Raw genomic sequence first — 15,776 nt, 5'->3', positions numbered from 1 at the left:
TCCCTACCAGCTTCCAGAGGCGCCGCCGCCCCCCGATGAGCCGCCGCCCCCGCCAAAGCCGCCACCGCCGCCGCCGGATGACCAACCACCGCCACCACCCCAGCCGCCGCCGCGACCGCCGGAACTGCCGCTTGAATTGGTGTTCAGCGTCATACCCAGCCATTCATAGCGTCCGGGGCCGAGCTTGCGTCCGAAGATCGGGGCAAGCACTGCGAAGCCGAACCCGCCAAAGAAAATCAGACACCAGAAGGTGATGAAGATGACCGCAACCCAGTCTACATCGTTACTACTGGTTTGCGCATTACGCTTGGCGCGCGCTTCCAGTTCGGCGGCGTCGCCGGAGAGAACGGAGAGAATGCCGTCCACGCCCTGCACGATGCCGCCACTATAGTCGCCGGTGCGGAAGGCTGGAATGATGGCGCCGTTGATGATGACGCTCGACAGCGCATCGGTCATGGTGCCTTCAAGCCCGTAGCCGACCTCAATGCGGACTTTGCGGTCGTTCGGGGCGACAACGAGCAGTATGCCGTTGTTTTCCTGCTTCTGCCCGAGAGCCCAGCTGCGGAACAGGCGGTTTGAATAGGATTCGATGTCCTCGCCATTGAGGCTCGGCACCGTCACCACCACCACCTGATCGGAGGATTTAGCCTCGAAATCCGCCAGTTTCTGGGTCAGTTGCTGCCGTTCAGCCGGATCGATGATGCCTGCATTGTCCACCACACGGCCGGTCAGCGCCGGTGTGGCCTTCTGTGCCGTATCCTGCGCCCATGCAGCCGAGGTTGGTTGCAGGGTCAGGACAGCGGAAAACAGCAGAAGCAGGCATGCAAACAGGTATCGCGGCCAGTGAAGGCCGCGATGCCGATGCCGGAATGCTGCGCCCGTCGCCACGGAAGCGACCGTCAGTTAAACTTGACTTGCGGTGCTGCCTGGCTGCCGGCGTCGGCGCTGAAGGTCTGCATCGGTTGCGCGTCGCGATACCAGATCCAGGTCCAGATCATGGTCGGCATGGTCCGCAGCGTGGTGTTGTAGACGCGAACCGCCTCTATATAGTCGCGGCGTGCCACGGCAATGCGGTTTTCCGTGCCTTCAAGCTGCGATTGCAGCGCAAGGAAATTCTGGTTGGCCTTGAGGTCCGGATAGCGCTCGACCACCACCATCAGGCGCGACAGGGCGCTGGTGAGGTTGGCCTGATTGTCCTGAAACTGCTTGAAAAGTTCAGGATTGTTGAGCGTTTCCGGCGTGATCTGCACCTGCGTCGCCTTGGCGCGCGCATCGATCACCGCTTGCAGCGTTTCCTTTTCGTGGGCGGCATAGCCTTTCACGGTCTCGACCAGATTGGGCACGAGATCGGCGCGGCGCTGGTACTGGTTCTGCACCTCGCTCCAGGCGGCCTTGGCCTTTTCCTCATTGGTCGGGATCGTGTTGAAACCGCATGCGGAGAGCAGCGGAACAAGAACGGTGAGACCAAGGGCGATGAGAATACGGCGGAAAGAGAAAGAAGAGGCAACCGTCGCAGCCGACATGGGTTTCTCCTGAAAAAAGACGCTTTGCCAAGCGCCCGAATACGGATGTCGTGGCCCGAATATTCGCATTCACGAAAATGCGAGCCGTCAAATCAACAAGATAGCGTAATTTTGCGCAGCGTCCAGCCCGTTTGGTGAGACTGCGTGTGCGCATCGGTTATATGTTGACTTAGTCAACAATTTGCATATTGATAGAGTCAACATAGGGGGGGCGCCGAACCACGGCGTATGCAGCAATGACGGAACCGACCAATCAGGCTGACATTGGCGCATTGCGCGCCTTCAATCGAGCCTATACGCGTCGTCTCGGCCTGTTGAACGTGCATCTCGACAAAAGCCCGTTCACCCTGACCGAAGCGCGCATTCTCTACGAGATCGCAAACCGCACCGCGCCGACGGCGGCGGACATCATGCGGGCGTTGGGGCTTGATCGCGGCCAGCTCAGCAGAACATTGAAGCGCTTCACCGAGCGCGGACTGATCGAGACGGAACAGCACCCGGATGGCGGGCGCAGCCGCCCCATTCTGCTGACCGAAGCTGGCCGCAAGACGTTCAGCGCTCTGGAACGCAATACCTGTGATGCAGTGGGCGAACTTCTGGATGGCTTACAGCCCGACCGCCGCCGCGATCTGCTGACGGCAGCGGGAGCGATCATGCGCGTTTTCGACGAGGGGCAAACCGGGCAGGTGCAATTGCGTGATCTCAAAGCCGGCGATCTCGGCTGGATCATCCATCGCCAAGCCATCCTCTATACCGGCGAATATGGCTGGAACAATGAGTATGAGGCGCTCGTCGCCCGCATTCTTGCGGATTTCACGGAAAATTTCGACCCTGCCCATGATGCCGGCTGGGTGGCGGAACTCGACGGTCGCGTGGTCGGTTCAGTCTTTCTGGTCAAGGGCGGTCAGCCCGGACTTGGCAAGCTGCGCCTGCTCTATGTCGAGCCGGATGCGCGGGGCGCAGGTGTGGGGGCGAAACTCGTCAACGCCTGCATTGAGCGCGCGCGGGCTGTCGGTGATGAGCATCTCACGCTCTGGACGAACAGTGTGCTGACCGCCGCTCGGCGTCTTTACGAGCGCGCCGGATTTAAGCTTGTCGAAGAAGCGCCACACCATTCCTTCGGTGTCGATCTGATCGGTCAGATATGGGAACTGGACCTTACGGCAAGTCTTCAAGGACAAATGAAGGCCAGCGCATAAAAGAAAAGCGGCGGATTGCTCCGCCGCTTTCTCAAAATGCAAACTGCGCGAAAGATTATTCGCTTGCAGCAGCTTCTTCAGCCGGAGCGGCTGCGGCTTCAGCGGCAGCAGCAGCAGCTTCTGCAGCCTTCGCAGCAGCTTCTTCTTCAGCCTGCTTGGCCAGAGCGATACGCTCCTGAGCCTTCTTGCCCGGCTCACCCTTGGTCGGGTTGCTGCGGGCCGGACGCTTGGCAATGCCAGCCTGGTCGAGGAAGCGCAGAACGCGGTCGGTCGGCTGTGCGCCCTGGGCGATCCAATGCTGGATGCGGTCGGCGTCGAGCTTTACGCGTTCAGCGTCCTTGGCCAGCATCGGGTTCCATGCGCCAACGGTTTCGATGAAACGGCCGTCACGCGGGCTGCGGACGTCGGCAACAACGACGTGGTAGTAAGGACGCTTCTTGGAGCCAGCGCGGGCGAGACGAATCTTGAGGGACATTTTTTCTTTCCTTTAGACAAATTGTTCGGCCCTGACGGGCTATCGGTTGTTCTGCCCATCTGGGCAATGGATCGAGCCGTTATCGGCTATTTATTTTCCGCTGTGGTTGGCAGCGGCATGCTCATGATGCCGAATGACTTCCTTCACGATGAAGTTCAGGAATTTTTCGGCGAAATCGGGGTCGAGATGGGCATCGACAGCCAAAGCGCGAAGACGCTCGACCTGACGCTTTTCGCGAGCCGGGTCAGCCGGGGCGAGGCCCCGTTCGGCCTTCAGCACGCCCACTGCCTTTGTGCAGCGGAAGCGTTCAGCCAGCATATGGATCAGCGCCGCATCGATATTGTCGATGGAGGCGCGCAGTGACAGAAGTTCGGCGGGTGCAGTGTTCTGTTCGTCGCTCATAATGCTCACTTTTTCTTCGGCAGACCCGGAAGGCCGCCACCGAGACCCGGAAGCTTGGGTCCGCCCAAACCGGGAAGACCGCCGCCCGAAAGCCCAGGCAAACCGCCGCCTTTCGTCAGACCGGCTGCTTCCGCCTGCTTGGCAAGCGCCTCAAGCTGCTTCGGGTCCATCTTCGACAGATCCGGCATGCCGCCGAGGCCGCCCATGCCGCCACCCAGACCGCCAAGGCCCATCTTGCTGGCAAGACCGCCCATCATCTGCTTCATCATTCCGCCTTTGCCCTTGCCCATGACTTTCATCATGTCGGCCATCTGGCGGTGCATCTTGAGAAGCTTGTTAATGTCGGCGGCGTTGGTGCCGGAACCCTTGGCGATGCGCTGCTTGCGGCTGTGCTTCAAGAGGTCCGGATTGGCGCGCTCAGCCTTGGTCATGGAACCGATAATGGCAAGCTGGCGGTCGAACACCTTGTCGTCGAGACCGGCTGCAGCAACCTGATCCTTCATCTTGCCCATGCCGGGCATCATGCCCATGATGCCGCCCATGCCGCCGAGCTTCTTCATCTGGCCCAACTGGTCGGCGAGATCGTTGAGATCGAACTTGCCGGACTGCATTTTCTTGGCCATCGCAGCGGCTTTTTCCGCGTCGATGTTTTCAGCAGCTTTTTCGACGAGCGAAACAATGTCGCCCATGCCGAGAATACGGTCTGCGATGCGCTTCGGATAGAATTCCTCAAGCGCATCCATTTTTTCGCCGGTGGCGATCAGCTTGATCGGCTTGCCGGTGATGGCGCGCATCGAAAGCGCTGCGCCGCCGCGACCGTCACCGTCCATACGGGTCAGAACGATACCGGTGATGCCGACGCGTTCATCGAAATTGCGCGCCAGATTGACGGCATCCTGACCGGTCAGGCTGTCGGCGACGAGCAGGATTTCATGCGGATTGGCGGCCTTGCGGATATCCGCCATTTCCACCATCAGTGGCTCGTCGATATGCGTGCGGCCTGCGGTGTCGAGAATGACGACGTCATGGGCGCCGAGCTTTGCAGCCTGAACGGCGCGCCTGGCTATTTCGACCGGCGACTGACCGGCGATGATCGGCAGCGTGTCGACGCTGGTCTGGATGCCCAGCTGACGAAGCTGCTCCTGCGCTGCTGGACGGCGCGTATCGAGCGACGCCATCAGCACTTTCTTGCGCTGGCGTTCGGTGAGGCGCTTGGCGATCTTGCCGGTGGTGGTCGTCTTACCCGAACCCTGCAAGCCGACCATCATGATGACGACCGGTGCCGGTGCGTTGAGATCGATGGAAACGCCTTCGGTGCCGAGCATCTCGATAAGCTCGTCATGGACGATCTTGACGACCATCTGACCGGGCTTGATGCTCTTCAGGATTTCAGCGCCGACGGCCTTCTCACGAACGCGGTCGGTGAAGGAGCGAACCACTTCCAGCGAAACGTCGGCTTCGATGAGCGCACGACGCACTTCGCGCAGCGCCGCCGTCACGTCGCTTTCGGAGAGAGCGCCGCGTCCGGTGAGGCCGTTCAGAATGGAGCCAAGACGCTCCTGAAGTGATTCAAACATCGCGTTTCCTTATATCCGGGAATAGGCGGGAGGCTTCATCCGGGATAGATCGTCCCGCGTGTCTGCCAGTTCAAGAAGCACCCAAAGTGATACAGCACCCGAGGGCGCATCGCGCTGTCGGATGTGGACCTCCGGGATCGTTTTATACCATAATGGGTCCCGGTCGGTGGCTCGCGTTCTGAAGATCGCGGATAGATTGAGGGGTGGATTAGGCGTCGAAGAGCCGAATGTCAAGCAAAACTCGGTCAAATTGCCGTTCTTTCACCCAATTTAGCGCATATCCGCCGATGACAATACAGTGTGGTAATGGCAAATTCCCGCATAAGGCGAATCAATTTCGCTAAACAGTTCACAGCTGATCACTTCACAAGGAGAGAAGAATGGCGTTGACTGCCAAGGGCCGGATTTGGGCGGCGACAGTTCTTGCAGCAGGCATGTTTGCGGGTGCAGGCGCGGCTGAAGCCGCACAATGCGGCAACAATGCTGCCGGCTACAATGCGTGGCTGCAGCAGACCCTGAAGGAAGCGCCGTCGCGCGGCGTTGGCAAGGCGGGCCTCAGCGCGCTGGCCAACACCAAATATGCGCAGGCCACCATCAATGCCGACCGCAACCAGAAGAGCTTCAAGCTCTCCTTTGAAGACTTCATGAAGAAGCGCGGCGCGGATACGATCATCAAGCGCGGCAAGGCCATGAAAGCGCAGAACGCCGCTCTCTTCGCCAATATCGAAAAGCGTTATGGCGTTCCTGCCGGTCCGTTGATCGCGATCTGGGGTATGGAAACCGGCTTCGGCAACTATCTGGGCAAGCAGCACACGATTTCAGCCGTTGCAACGCTGGCCTATGACTGCCGCCGCACCGAATATTTCACCGGTCAGCTTTATGCGGCTCTCAAGCTGGTCGATCAGGGCGATCTCAGCCCGCAGGCAGTTGGCGCCATGCATGGTGAAATCGGCCAGACGCAGTTCATGCCGGCAAACGTCCTGAAATACGGCGTCAGCGGTTCGGGCAGCGCCCATTTCGACCTGAAGAACAAGGCGGATGCTCTCCACTCGACTGCCAACTTCCTGGTCGGTCACGGCTGGAGCCGTGGTGCAGGCTATCAGCCGGGTGAGCCGAATTACGGCGCGATCCAGGGCTGGAACGCAGCGCAGGTTTACCAGCGCGCCATTGCCGTCATGGGCAAGGCCATCGACGGGAATTAACAGAAATCACGGAGCGCTGCCAAAGCGCTCCGCTCGGTCTGGAAACAAAAAAGCCCCGGTCGGACCGGGGCTTTTTATTGCCGTCTGGCAGGAATTACAGAATAGGCTCACCGGCTTCGGGGCGTTTGAAGTCGCCGCTCTGCTGGTCCATGACCCAAAGCTCGCCGGTTGAAATATCGAACCATGCGCCGTGCAAGGTGAGCTTGCCCTTCTTCTCCAGGATATCGACGCAGGGGAACGTGCGCAGATTATTGATAGAGTAGCGGATGGAAATGCGCTCCAGCGCCGTCTGACGCTCGGTCGGCGTCATCAGGCTGTTGCCGCTGACGGCTTCAGCCGCAGGTGCAATCAGGCTCATCCACTTGCCGATGAAATCACCGGGCGACAGGGGCGCGCTTTCCGTATCGAGCGCAGCCTTGATGCCGCCGCAGCGTCCATGGCCCATGACGACGATGTGCTTGACCTTGAGGCTTTGCACCGCAAATTCCAGCGCAGCCGATGCCGCATGAAACTCGCCGTCAGGCTCGTAAGGGGGAATGAGATTGGCAACATTGCGCAGGACAAACATTTCGCCCGGCGCAGAGTTGAAGATTGTTTCGGGAGCAGCGCGGGAATCGCAGCAGGCAATAACCAGAGTTTCCGGTGATTGTCCTTTTTCCGCCAGTTCGCGATAGCGCGCGGTTTCCCGTGCGAAATGCTCCGTCATGAAGGTTCTGTAACCTGAGAGGAGTGTGTCCGGAAGATCAGCCATAGCGTTCCAATATCCCTAACGAAAACCGAGATCAATCAAAATGATCAGGCCCATATCGTCATTCGCAGACCTTGTGCCTAGCATAGGAGGCGGGTAGTGCGTCATAGGCAAGCTGCTCCTTTATTTTATGCATGTATTGGTAAAGTTAACAGTATTATTTGATCTAAAAGATTTTTATATAGGGTGAAAATTTTTAAATTTAGGATAGTAAAATGGATAGAAAAGTATCTATAATGAATTATCGTACTGGTCATTATGTCACAGTAGATGGTTTAATTCCAGGGCAACATTACTGGAATATACGTATGACGCCTTATTGCGACAAGGAGAAAAGCGCTTGGTTTTTATCCGGCTCTAGCGAGAATGGTGTATACGAGATTTACCATAAGGACATTGATGGGGGGCAAAGTGTAGATGTTTTTCTAGCTAAGAGTATTAAACTGTTAGAAGATTCATCTTCGTGTGGTGCCATCGGGTCCGAGCAGGCCGTTTTCGGTAAAACAAATTTTACTCTCTTCAATCCAACTGATGTATACTACAATATATCTATAACAGATGATGGGTTAAAATATTACATGAAAGCACCAAAGACGGATATAGAAAAACTTATATTTGTCCCGGATGACGTTAATATTACTAATGAGAATACTTTTATTATTGAAGATTTTATGAGCAGATAATTTGGTTCGATTGTGGAGGCTTTAGGCTTACTTCAATTTAGCGCTTAAAATATCATGCTCATCTGAACAAAGGCCAATTAATAACTCTAATTGGCCTTTGGCATAGGGTGTAAGTAGTGCCACTTATCGTATCAGGCGCGCAATCCCTTGGTCGGGTGCACAAGACGGCGCGTCTGCACCATGGCCATCGGCGAGGCAAGGCTGGAGGCATCGGCTTCCAGCATCAGTTCGTCGGCGCCGCGTTTTGCTGACCGCGCCATGATTTCGAAAACGGCGGCGGTGGTGCTTTGCAGGGTCTTTTCTTCCGACAATCCTGAAAGGCGGCGCGCAAGAAACACCGCCGAGGTGAGATCGCCGAGACCATTGGTCGGACCGTCCACGCGCCGATGTTCCGCCATCAGCGCCATGGTCGGCGTCAGCAAGATATTGCCGATGCTGCCCGCCATCAGCGGGAAGGCGGAGGTGACCAGCATAGTTGCCGGGCCAGCGTCCAGGGCAGCTTCCATCAGTGATTTATTGTCTTCGAGCGGCACGCCGGTCAGCCAGGACAGTTCAAACCGGTTGGGCGTGGCGATATCGGCAAGCGGCATAAGCTTGTCGCGAATGCCGATGGCGGTTGCCTCGGGCACATAGAGGCCCTTTTCATCGCCGATGACCGGATCGCAGAGATAGACGGCGTTCGGGTTGCGCGCCTTGACGCCTTTGACCAGCTCAGCGACAGCTGCCGCCTGTTCCGGGTGACCCAGATAGCCGGTCAGGATTGCGCCGACTTCGCCCAGCCACGGGGCGCGCTGGAGATCCTGCATCAGGCGGGAAAACTCTTCGGGCGGTGGCACGATGCGTCCGGCAGGACCATGGCCGGGATGCCAGGGCAGGACAACCGTTGGCACAGCCCAGACCGGAAAGCCCAGCGTTTCCAATGCGAAGACGGCTGCCCGGTTACCCACCGAACCGCGCACGACATGGCTTGAAATGACAATAACGGTTGTCGCGTCCGAAGGCGCAGAAAGCGTCATGTTAGACCTAGCTTTGCATGAGATAAAAGACGAGCCAGACGATGATCGCCAGCGTGATGAGAAGGCCCAGCGTCCGCCCGATGCGGGTGGCCCAGAGTTCGATGCGGTCGTTTTCCGGTGCGTCCCCGGCGGCAAGGTGCATGGCGGTACGGGCAAAACCACGGCGGACGATACCTTCCGCGCCGGTTTGCTCGCGTTCCAGCCGCTCCAGAATACGGCGCGCTTCTTCCTGGCGCTCGCGTCCCGGACCGCCGGCGTCCTCGCCTATGCCAGCCTGCTGGCGTTCACCCATGATCTGCCTGCCTTGCCGAAGTGACTCATATCCGAAACCCGGCATAGCATCGTGCCCGAAATGATGTTCTGCAAGCGGAATAGTTGCATTCTATGTGAGCTTGACGACAAGCTTGCCAAAATTGCCGCCGTCGAGCATCGAAATGAAGGCCTTTGGCGCGTTTTCGAGCCCCTCCACAATGTCTTCGCGATAGCGGATTTGCCCGTCGGCGATCCATTTCGCCATATCGTGATAAAAAGCGGGGCGCTGATCGGCAAAGTCGCGCTGGATGAAACCGCGAATGGTCAGGCTCTTGGACAGGATATCACGCATCACAAGCGGCAGGCGGTCGGGACCGTCGAATGGGCCGCTCTGGTTATACTGCGCGATAAGCCCGCAGACCGGCACACGGGCAAACTGGTTGAGAAGTGGGAAAACTGCTGCAAAGACCTTGCCACCGACATTTTCGAAATAGACGTCGATGCCGTCCGGGCAGGCCAGCGCCAATTCCTGTGCGAAATTTGGGCTGCGATGGTCAACCGCAACATCAAAACCGAATTCGTCAATCAGCGCCTTGCATTTATCTGCGCCGCCGGCAATGCCAATGGCCCGCGCGCCTTTCAGTTTGGCGATCTGACCGACCGCAGAACCGACAGGACCTGTCGCTGCCGCAACGACCACCGTTTCGCCTTCCTTGGGTTGGCCGATGGTCAAGAGCCCGGAATAGGCGGTGAAGCCCGGCATGCCGAGAACGCCAAGGGCGGTGGTGAGCGGTGCCTGTTCAGGGTCAAGTTTGCGCAAGGTGGAGGCATTGGCCACCGCATAGCTTTGCCAGCCGGAATGAGACAAGACGAAGTCACCGGGCGCGAAGCCCGCGCTGCGGCTTTCCACCACTTCGCCCACCGTGCCGCCTTCCATGACGGAACCGATTTCCACCGGGGCGGCATAGGATTTGGCAGCGCTCATGCGACCGCGCATATAGGGGTCGAGCGAAAGATAGCGCAGCTTCAGAAGCACTTCGCCTTCGCCAGCGCTCGGAACTGCCGTTTCTTCCAGCCGGAAGTTTTCCGCCGTGGGGCGTCCGTCTGGACGCGATGCAAGCACGATGCGCTGATTGATCTTTTCGCCCATGGGATAAACTCCTGTTGTTGAGGACCGCCTTAAACCGGAACGGCATGCGATGCATCCGGTTCCGCGACGGTTACTCACTTTTGAAGACGGCTTGGTGAAGAACTGCTATGGAATGATGTAACAGTGATTTGTAAATCCATTCGCTTTGAGGCCAAAGCAAAATGACCCAAGATTCGTTGTTTCTTTTGACCCCGGGTTTCAAAGATCCGGCCTATCCCGGACAGGAATTCTATTGCTGGCACTGCGCGCTGATTGAGGGTGTTCTGGCGTCTTTTCCGTCGCTCGGTGGTGATCTGAAGATCGAGCGCGTCGCATTTTCCCGGCCACGTGAGAAGGTGATCCAGCTTGCGGGTGAGGAAAACCAGTCACTTCCATTGCTGATCTTGAAGGACGGCGACCGCTCGCCGCTGGAAACGGGCACCTATCTGGGGCGTTCGCTGATTGCCGATCCACACAAAATTCTGGCCGCGCTGACAGAGCGGCACGGTTTCCCAGCGCCGCATCCGTGAACGTGTAAAAGCGTTAGACGTAGCTTCCGAGCGCCACGCGGCTGAACTGCCAGTTGACCTCCGGCAATTCGGAGGCCGGGAAGGACAGCACGATCTGCTTGGATGTGACAGGCCCGCGGAACCCAGCGAAGAAGATCGTGTCTTCCAGTTGCGGCGCGACTTCGAAACAGGAGAACACCCAGGTGTCGTCCCGGTCGGCAGACAGGACGATCAGGCCGTTCTCATCATAGGAAATATCGACCGACGGGTGCAGGTGGAACCGCACCGCAATATTGTCGCGTCCATTGGCTTTCAGCGGTCGTCCGTCGCCACGATAAAAACGGTCTGCCCCCTGAATGACACTGCCATTGTGTGACAGCACAAGACGGCGCTCATGATAAATGCCGAACAGGCGCGCATAGCCGTCATGGCTCGCAACAAAACCTTGTCGCCCCATTTCTTCGATGCGGTCACGCTGTACGCGCGTCGGTCCGGCAATGATCGGCGTACCGATCATGTTGGAGAGGCCAGCGTTGAGGCTGAACCGGCACGACGATGTGTCGTTGATGGTCGCTGTCGAATGGGCAGCCGTGGAGCGTCCCAATGGACGAAATTCCGGCGGGCCGAAACGGTCGATGCCGGAATTGACGATATAGCGCTGGCGTCCAGAGGACATTTCAAAGGCAAGGCAGCCCGCATGGGCATCCCGCGAGGCAGTGACCGGCGGCGGCAGGCCGGTATCGGCGATGATGGTCGTCGATCCCATGGAAAGACGTTCATAGCCGGAATAGGGCGCGTGGGTCAGCGGCGAACCGGCGGTTTCGTCATGACGCAGTACCGAGATGATGCGCTCCGGCATGGTCGGGCCCACGCCATTGAACAGCGCGAGGCTGCCATCCTGATGACGGAAGAAGCGCAATGCGGGCAGCATACGCTCAACCGCCTCGATCAGGGCCTTGGGTGGCGATTCCGTGCCATTGGCATAGGTCTGGCGCAGCGGCAGAAGATCGGCCAGCAGCTCCAGAACGGTTACCGGATTGCGCGAAATATGCCCGCCATCGGGCAAAATCTGGCGCTTCAGTTCATATTCGAGATTGCGTCGGGCGGCGCGGGCAGTCGGCGGTGAGACCGGCAATGCAAGGGCGGCGAAAGCGAGCGCGATACGCGCGCGCAGACGCTCTTCGCCGTCGTCCATCGCGCCCGCAACGGTGCGCAAGTAGCGGACCTGCATGGCGAGAGACCGCATGAATTTGCGATAGGCCGGCATTTCTGCGCCGGAGAGGATCAGGTTGGAATGCTGCAACCAGGCGATGATGCGCTGTGCTGTCACTTCTGGCGCCCATGCGAGACCGCCGATGCGCTTGCCGAACATGCGCATCCAGTCATCGACCAGCGCCCGCGCATTGGCGGTCGCCAGTTCGCTGTTGGCGCTTTTTAAATGGCGCAGCCAGCCGAAGCTCTGAAGCGCTGCTTCCCATTCGGGGGTCGGCGGCTCAACGGCAAATGGCGAAAGCCCGCCGGTTTCGACAAGGCGACCTGCCAGCGCGAAGCGCCCGTGATAGAATTCCTGCGCCAGCTGCGGGTCGGCGACGCGCAGATCGGGCGGTGCAATCAGGATACGGTCGGGCGTAAAGCCGGTGAAGCGCCAGCTGTAAAGCGGCCCCATACGCAGGCGGCGGCTGAACTTGCGCCACGCCTGTGCAACGGCCAGTCCCCAAAGGTGAGGGGTTTCGCTCAGCGCGACTGCCACCCGGTCTTTCTCCGTATCTTTTGTCATTGTGCCTACGCATTATCCAACGCAAAACCGCTTCGCACTTTTGCTGGAAATGCTCAAATCCTTTAGGCCGGATCAGAATTCCAGCCTTCTTTACAATTCTATAGAATGATGAATCGAGCGTTAACCATAACGGGTATCGCACCCCGTTATGACAATTTTTACGATTTAGTTTGGCTTACGCGCGCCGCTTGAAGCGTGCTGCGAAGAAACCGTCCATGCCCGCCCTATGCGGATCGCCGTTGAAACGCTCGGGCGGAAGATCGGCTGGCGTGGAACGAAGATAGCCTTCGCTGGTGATCAGACCTTCCAGACCGGCGCAATCGTCCACGGTGATCGGGAAAGGCTCCAGCAGCGGATTTTCTGCCGCCTTGCGCGCCATTTCCTCGCCTTCGAGCGGATGCAGCGAGCAATTGGAAAAGACGATCACGCCGCCGGGCTTTACCAAGGTTGCAGCATGGGCCAGCAGCTTGCCCTGAAGATCGGCAAGCTTGGTGATATCCTGTGGCGTCTTGGTCCACGGAACGTCGGGATGACGGCGCACCGTACCGGTGGAAGAGCAGGGCGCATCGAGCAGAACTGCGTCGAAAAGCTCTTCCGGCGCAAAATCCATCAGATTGGTCGCAACGGTCTTCGCCTCGTAACCAAGCCGTTCCAGATTACCGCGCAAGCGCTTCAGCCGATTCTCGGACATGTCGAGCGCCGTGACGTCTGCACCTTGCTGCACGAGTTGGGCTGTCTTGCCGCCCGGTGCCGCGCAAAGATCAGCGACGCGTTTTCCATTGATATCGCCCATCAGGCGTGCAGGCAGGCTTGCCGCCACGTCCTGCACCCACCAGTCACCCTCGGCGAAGCCCGGAAGGTCGGTCAGCGCACCCTCCACCGTCTGCACACGGACAGAACCGTTCGGCAGCGCAATGCCGCCCAGTTTTTCGGCCCATAGCTCCGGGTCGCTCTTCACGGTGAAATCGATTGGCGGCTCATAGGCATGCATGGCGAAGATGGCCGCAGCTTTTTCCGCGCCGTAAGCATCGACGATGCTCTTGGCGAACCATTCGGGCACGTTGCCTTCCGGTAGCAACGTGTGTGCCAGCGCGCGTTCCTTGTTGCGCGACAGGCGACGCAGCAATGCGTTGACCAGACCGGCATATTTGCGATTGCGCGGATCGGCATTGGCGGCTTCCACCGCCAGATCCACCGCCGAATGGTCGGGAAGGTTGAGATAGAAAATCTGCGCCACGGCGACATGCAGCAAATGCTTCAGCGCAACGGCATTTTCCGGCAGCGGGCGGTCGAGACGTTTTGAAATGGCCCGTTCGATGGCACCGCGATTGCGCAGGCTTGCACCCAGAATCGCACGTACCAGCGCGCGATCACGCGGTTCCAGTGCCAGATATTGCGGATGGCCATGGCTGTTGTCGGTGAGACCGTCCAGCGAGGTGTTCTTTTCGATCACCGCACCCAGCAGGCGCGCCGCACATTGACGCGCGCTCAAGCCGGGGCGTTCCACCGCGTTGTTCTGCACCGATGGCTTGTTGTTTCCGCGCTTTGGCGCGGGCTTCTTATCGTTCACGCTATTCTGCTTTTATGAGATGATTTTCAGGACCATGGCCCCCGATAACCGGAACCGCCACTGTTGTTATCGCCTGCATTACCACTTCTTTGGCCCCAGGGACCACTGTTTTGTGACGGGGCAGCAGCGCGGGGAGCCATTCCGGTTGAGCGAATGCCCATTTCTCCGGCCAATTGTTCAAGCGCCGCGATGCGATTGTCGGTGTCCGGATGGGTTGAGAAAAGATTGTCGGCACCCCGTCCGCTCAGCGGATTGATGATGAACATATGCGCCGTTGCCGGGTTGTGTTCGGCATTTTCATTGACGGTCGCCTTGGCGCTGCGGGCGATCTTGTTAAGCGCCGAAGACAGCCATAGCGGGTTGCCGCAGATTTCTGCGCCACGTTTGTCGGCGGCATATTCGCGGGTACGGCTCACGGCCATCTGAACGATCATCGCGGCAAAGGGCGCGACGATCATCGCCAGAATGGTGCCGATAACACCAATGACACCATTGCCGTTTTCGCGGTTGCCGCCGAGGAAAAAGGCGAAATTGCCGAGCATCGAAATGGCACCGGCCAGCGTCGCCACGATGGTCATGGTGAGCGTATCGCGGTTTTGCACATGCGCCAGCTCATGCGCCATCACGCCCGCGACTTCTTCCGGTGTCAGGCGCTGGAGAAGACCCGTGGTGGCGGCGACAGCCGCATTTTCGGGATTGCGCCCGGTGGCAAAGGCGTTGGGCTGGTCCTCGTGGATGATGAATACCTTCGGCATCGGCAGACCGGCATTGGCGGCAAGGCCGCTCACCATGCGGTAGTAATCCGGGGCGGTGCGCTCATCCACCTGCTGCGCATTGTACATGCGCAGCACCATCTTGTCGGAATTCCAGTAGCCGAACAGATTCATGCCGATAGCGAAGACGAGCGCGATCATCATGCCGCCGCCGCCGCCCAGCAAATAGCCGATGCTCATGAACATGACTGTCATGAGAGCAATCAGCATGGCAGTTTTCGTCATATTCATGCGTCGTGATCTCCAATTCAGCGAGAGTTTATCTCAAACAGGGTTTTGCGTCCCACCTATTCCTGCCTATATGATGGGTATCAAAAGCCTGCGCTTCAATAATAGGACTTCAGCGGATGACCGATAAACGCGACGAAACCGACATCGACGAGAACGCTGCGCCGCGCAAGTTTGACGATCTGCCTCCGGCTGCCCAGCGCGCCCTCAAGGAAGCGGAAGAACGCCGTGCTGCCGAAACCAGTGCCAAGGCTCCGCGTGAAATCGGCGGGCGCGGCGGCAAGGACCCGGCGCGCTTCGGCGATTGGGAGATCAAGGGGCGGACAATCGACTTCTAAGCTTCAGATATTTCCGCTCCTGCGGCCTGCGCGCGCCCCTCATCCTGAGCCGGTGCGTAGCACCGTGTCGAAGGACGAGGCTGTGCTTCCCTCCTGATCCTTCGAGACAGCGGCCTTCGACAAGCTCAGGACGCTTCCTCAGAATGAGGAGGGCGAGGGCGCATCCAAAAATGAAAAGGCCGGGAAAATCCCGGCCCCAGCCTGCTGACAAACCCCTGGCTATGCCGGGGGGTTTGTGATTCTCTGGGTCATGTTGAAGAAACCAGCCGCTGAACAGACCGCGCTCGAGATGGTGACACTCGATCAACTGGTCCCGAAAGATCATCTGCTTCGCAAGATCGATGCGGTGATCGACTTCTCTTTCATCCATGACCG

Annotated in this window: 17 protein-coding genes; 5 read left to right on the top strand and 12 right to left on the bottom strand. The window is 58.6% G+C overall.

Annotated elements, in window-relative coordinates; translation table 11 throughout:
• Positions 1–3: 3 nt before the first annotated feature.
• A complete protein-coding gene (locus FIC94_RS20280; RefSeq protein WP_140026230.1) occupies positions 4–819 on the bottom strand; it encodes a TPM domain-containing protein in 816 nt (271 codons plus the stop codon).
• 80 nt (positions 820–899) lie between these two features.
• Positions 900–1,523 (bottom strand): LemA family protein, encoded by a 624-nt coding sequence (locus FIC94_RS20275; protein ID WP_140026203.1) that lies wholly within the window; start codon positions 1,521–1,523, stop codon positions 900–902.
• Positions 1,524–1,759: 236 nt separating this feature from the next.
• Here FIC94_RS20275 and FIC94_RS20270 point away from each other — a divergent pair, with 236 nt between their 5' ends.
• Positions 1,760–2,722, top strand: coding sequence for a bifunctional helix-turn-helix transcriptional regulator/GNAT family N-acetyltransferase (locus tag FIC94_RS20270; protein ID WP_140026202.1), 963 nt, complete (start codon positions 1,760–1,762; stop codon positions 2,720–2,722).
• A gap of 55 nt (positions 2,723–2,777) precedes the next feature.
• On the opposite strand, the gene rpsP is transcribed toward FIC94_RS20270, so the two are convergent.
• From rpsP to ffh, 3 genes are all read right to left on the bottom strand, one after another.
• A complete protein-coding gene (gene rpsP / locus FIC94_RS20265; RefSeq protein WP_109369837.1) occupies positions 2,778–3,197 on the bottom strand; it encodes a 30S ribosomal protein S16 in 420 nt (139 codons plus the stop codon).
• Positions 3,198–3,287: 90 nt separating this feature from the next.
• Positions 3,288–3,599, bottom strand: a complete 312-nt coding sequence (locus FIC94_RS20260) for a chorismate mutase (RefSeq protein ID WP_078339573.1) — start codon at positions 3,597–3,599, stop codon at positions 3,288–3,290.
• A gap of 5 nt (positions 3,600–3,604) precedes the next feature.
• Positions 3,605–5,176: a signal recognition particle protein gene (ffh, locus tag FIC94_RS20255; protein WP_078339572.1), complete on the bottom strand. Its 1,572-nt coding sequence runs from the start codon at positions 5,174–5,176 to the stop codon at positions 3,605–3,607.
• A gap of 380 nt (positions 5,177–5,556) precedes the next feature.
• On the opposite strand from ffh, the gene FIC94_RS20245 reads away from it, so the two are divergent.
• A complete protein-coding gene (locus FIC94_RS20245; protein WP_109369836.1) occupies positions 5,557–6,378 on the top strand; it encodes a lytic murein transglycosylase in 822 nt (273 codons plus the stop codon).
• A 94-nt stretch (positions 6,379–6,472) separates the two neighbouring features.
• Here FIC94_RS20245 and FIC94_RS20240 read toward each other — a convergent pair whose 3' ends face one another.
• Positions 6,473–7,129, bottom strand: coding sequence for a carbonic anhydrase (locus tag FIC94_RS20240; RefSeq protein ID WP_109369835.1), 657 nt, complete (start codon positions 7,127–7,129; stop codon positions 6,473–6,475).
• A 212-nt stretch (positions 7,130–7,341) separates the two neighbouring features.
• On the opposite strand from FIC94_RS20240, the gene FIC94_RS20235 reads away from it, so the two are divergent.
• A complete protein-coding gene (locus tag FIC94_RS20235; protein ID WP_140026201.1) occupies positions 7,342–7,809 on the top strand; it encodes a hypothetical protein in 468 nt (155 codons plus the stop codon).
• A 131-nt stretch (positions 7,810–7,940) separates the two neighbouring features.
• Here the strand turns inward: FIC94_RS20235 and pdxY are convergent, their stop codons facing one another.
• The 3 genes from pdxY to curA form a co-directional block, all read right to left on the bottom strand.
• Positions 7,941–8,825, bottom strand: a complete 885-nt coding sequence (pdxY, locus tag FIC94_RS20230; protein ID WP_140026200.1) for a pyridoxal kinase PdxY — start codon at positions 8,823–8,825, stop codon at positions 7,941–7,943.
• A 7-nt stretch (positions 8,826–8,832) separates the two neighbouring features.
• Complete coding sequence (locus FIC94_RS20225) at positions 8,833–9,117, bottom strand: hypothetical protein (RefSeq protein ID WP_140026199.1); 285 nt, start codon at positions 9,115–9,117, stop codon at positions 8,833–8,835.
• 90 nt (positions 9,118–9,207) lie between these two features.
• Complete coding sequence (gene curA / locus FIC94_RS20220; RefSeq protein WP_121538653.1) at positions 9,208–10,227, bottom strand: NADPH-dependent curcumin/dihydrocurcumin reductase; 1,020 nt, start codon at positions 10,225–10,227, stop codon at positions 9,208–9,210.
• Between the two features lie 161 nt (positions 10,228–10,388).
• On the opposite strand from curA, the gene FIC94_RS20215 reads away from it, so the two are divergent.
• The gene (locus FIC94_RS20215; RefSeq protein ID WP_140026198.1) at positions 10,389–10,736 is read left to right on the top strand and encodes a DUF3088 domain-containing protein; all 348 of its coding nucleotides are present in this window, start codon (positions 10,389–10,391) and stop codon (positions 10,734–10,736) included.
• Between the two features lie 13 nt (positions 10,737–10,749).
• Here the strand turns inward: FIC94_RS20215 and FIC94_RS20210 are convergent, their stop codons facing one another.
• The 3 genes from FIC94_RS20210 to htpX all read right to left on the bottom strand — a co-directional run bounded on the left by FIC94_RS20210 (position 10,750) and on the right by htpX (position 15,066).
• On the bottom strand, positions 10,750–12,492 hold the full coding sequence (locus FIC94_RS20210; protein ID WP_140026197.1) for a heparinase II/III family protein: 1,743 nt from the start codon (positions 12,490–12,492) through the stop codon (positions 10,750–10,752).
• A 175-nt stretch (positions 12,493–12,667) separates the two neighbouring features.
• Entirely contained in the window at positions 12,668–14,062 is a 1,395-nt protein-coding gene (locus FIC94_RS20200) for an RsmB/NOP family class I SAM-dependent RNA methyltransferase (protein ID WP_140026196.1), read from the bottom strand.
• Between the two features lie 26 nt (positions 14,063–14,088).
• Positions 14,089–15,066, bottom strand: a complete 978-nt coding sequence (htpX, locus tag FIC94_RS20195; RefSeq protein ID WP_140026195.1) for a zinc metalloprotease HtpX — start codon at positions 15,064–15,066, stop codon at positions 14,089–14,091.
• A gap of 116 nt (positions 15,067–15,182) precedes the next feature.
• Between htpX and FIC94_RS20185 the strand changes: the two genes are divergently transcribed.
• Positions 15,183–15,401 carry a DUF1674 domain-containing protein gene (locus tag FIC94_RS20185; protein ID WP_140026194.1) on the top strand — a complete coding sequence of 73 codons (219 nt, stop codon included), beginning with the start codon at positions 15,183–15,185 and terminating at the stop codon, positions 15,399–15,401.
• Positions 15,402–15,776: the final 375 nt, after the last annotated feature.

Origin of the sequence: Ochrobactrum teleogrylli, from assembly GCF_006376685.1 — a bacterium.
Lineage (GTDB): Bacteria > Pseudomonadota > Alphaproteobacteria > Rhizobiales > Rhizobiaceae > Brucella > Brucella teleogrylli.
This window is presented reverse-complemented; position numbering and strand designations above follow the sequence as displayed.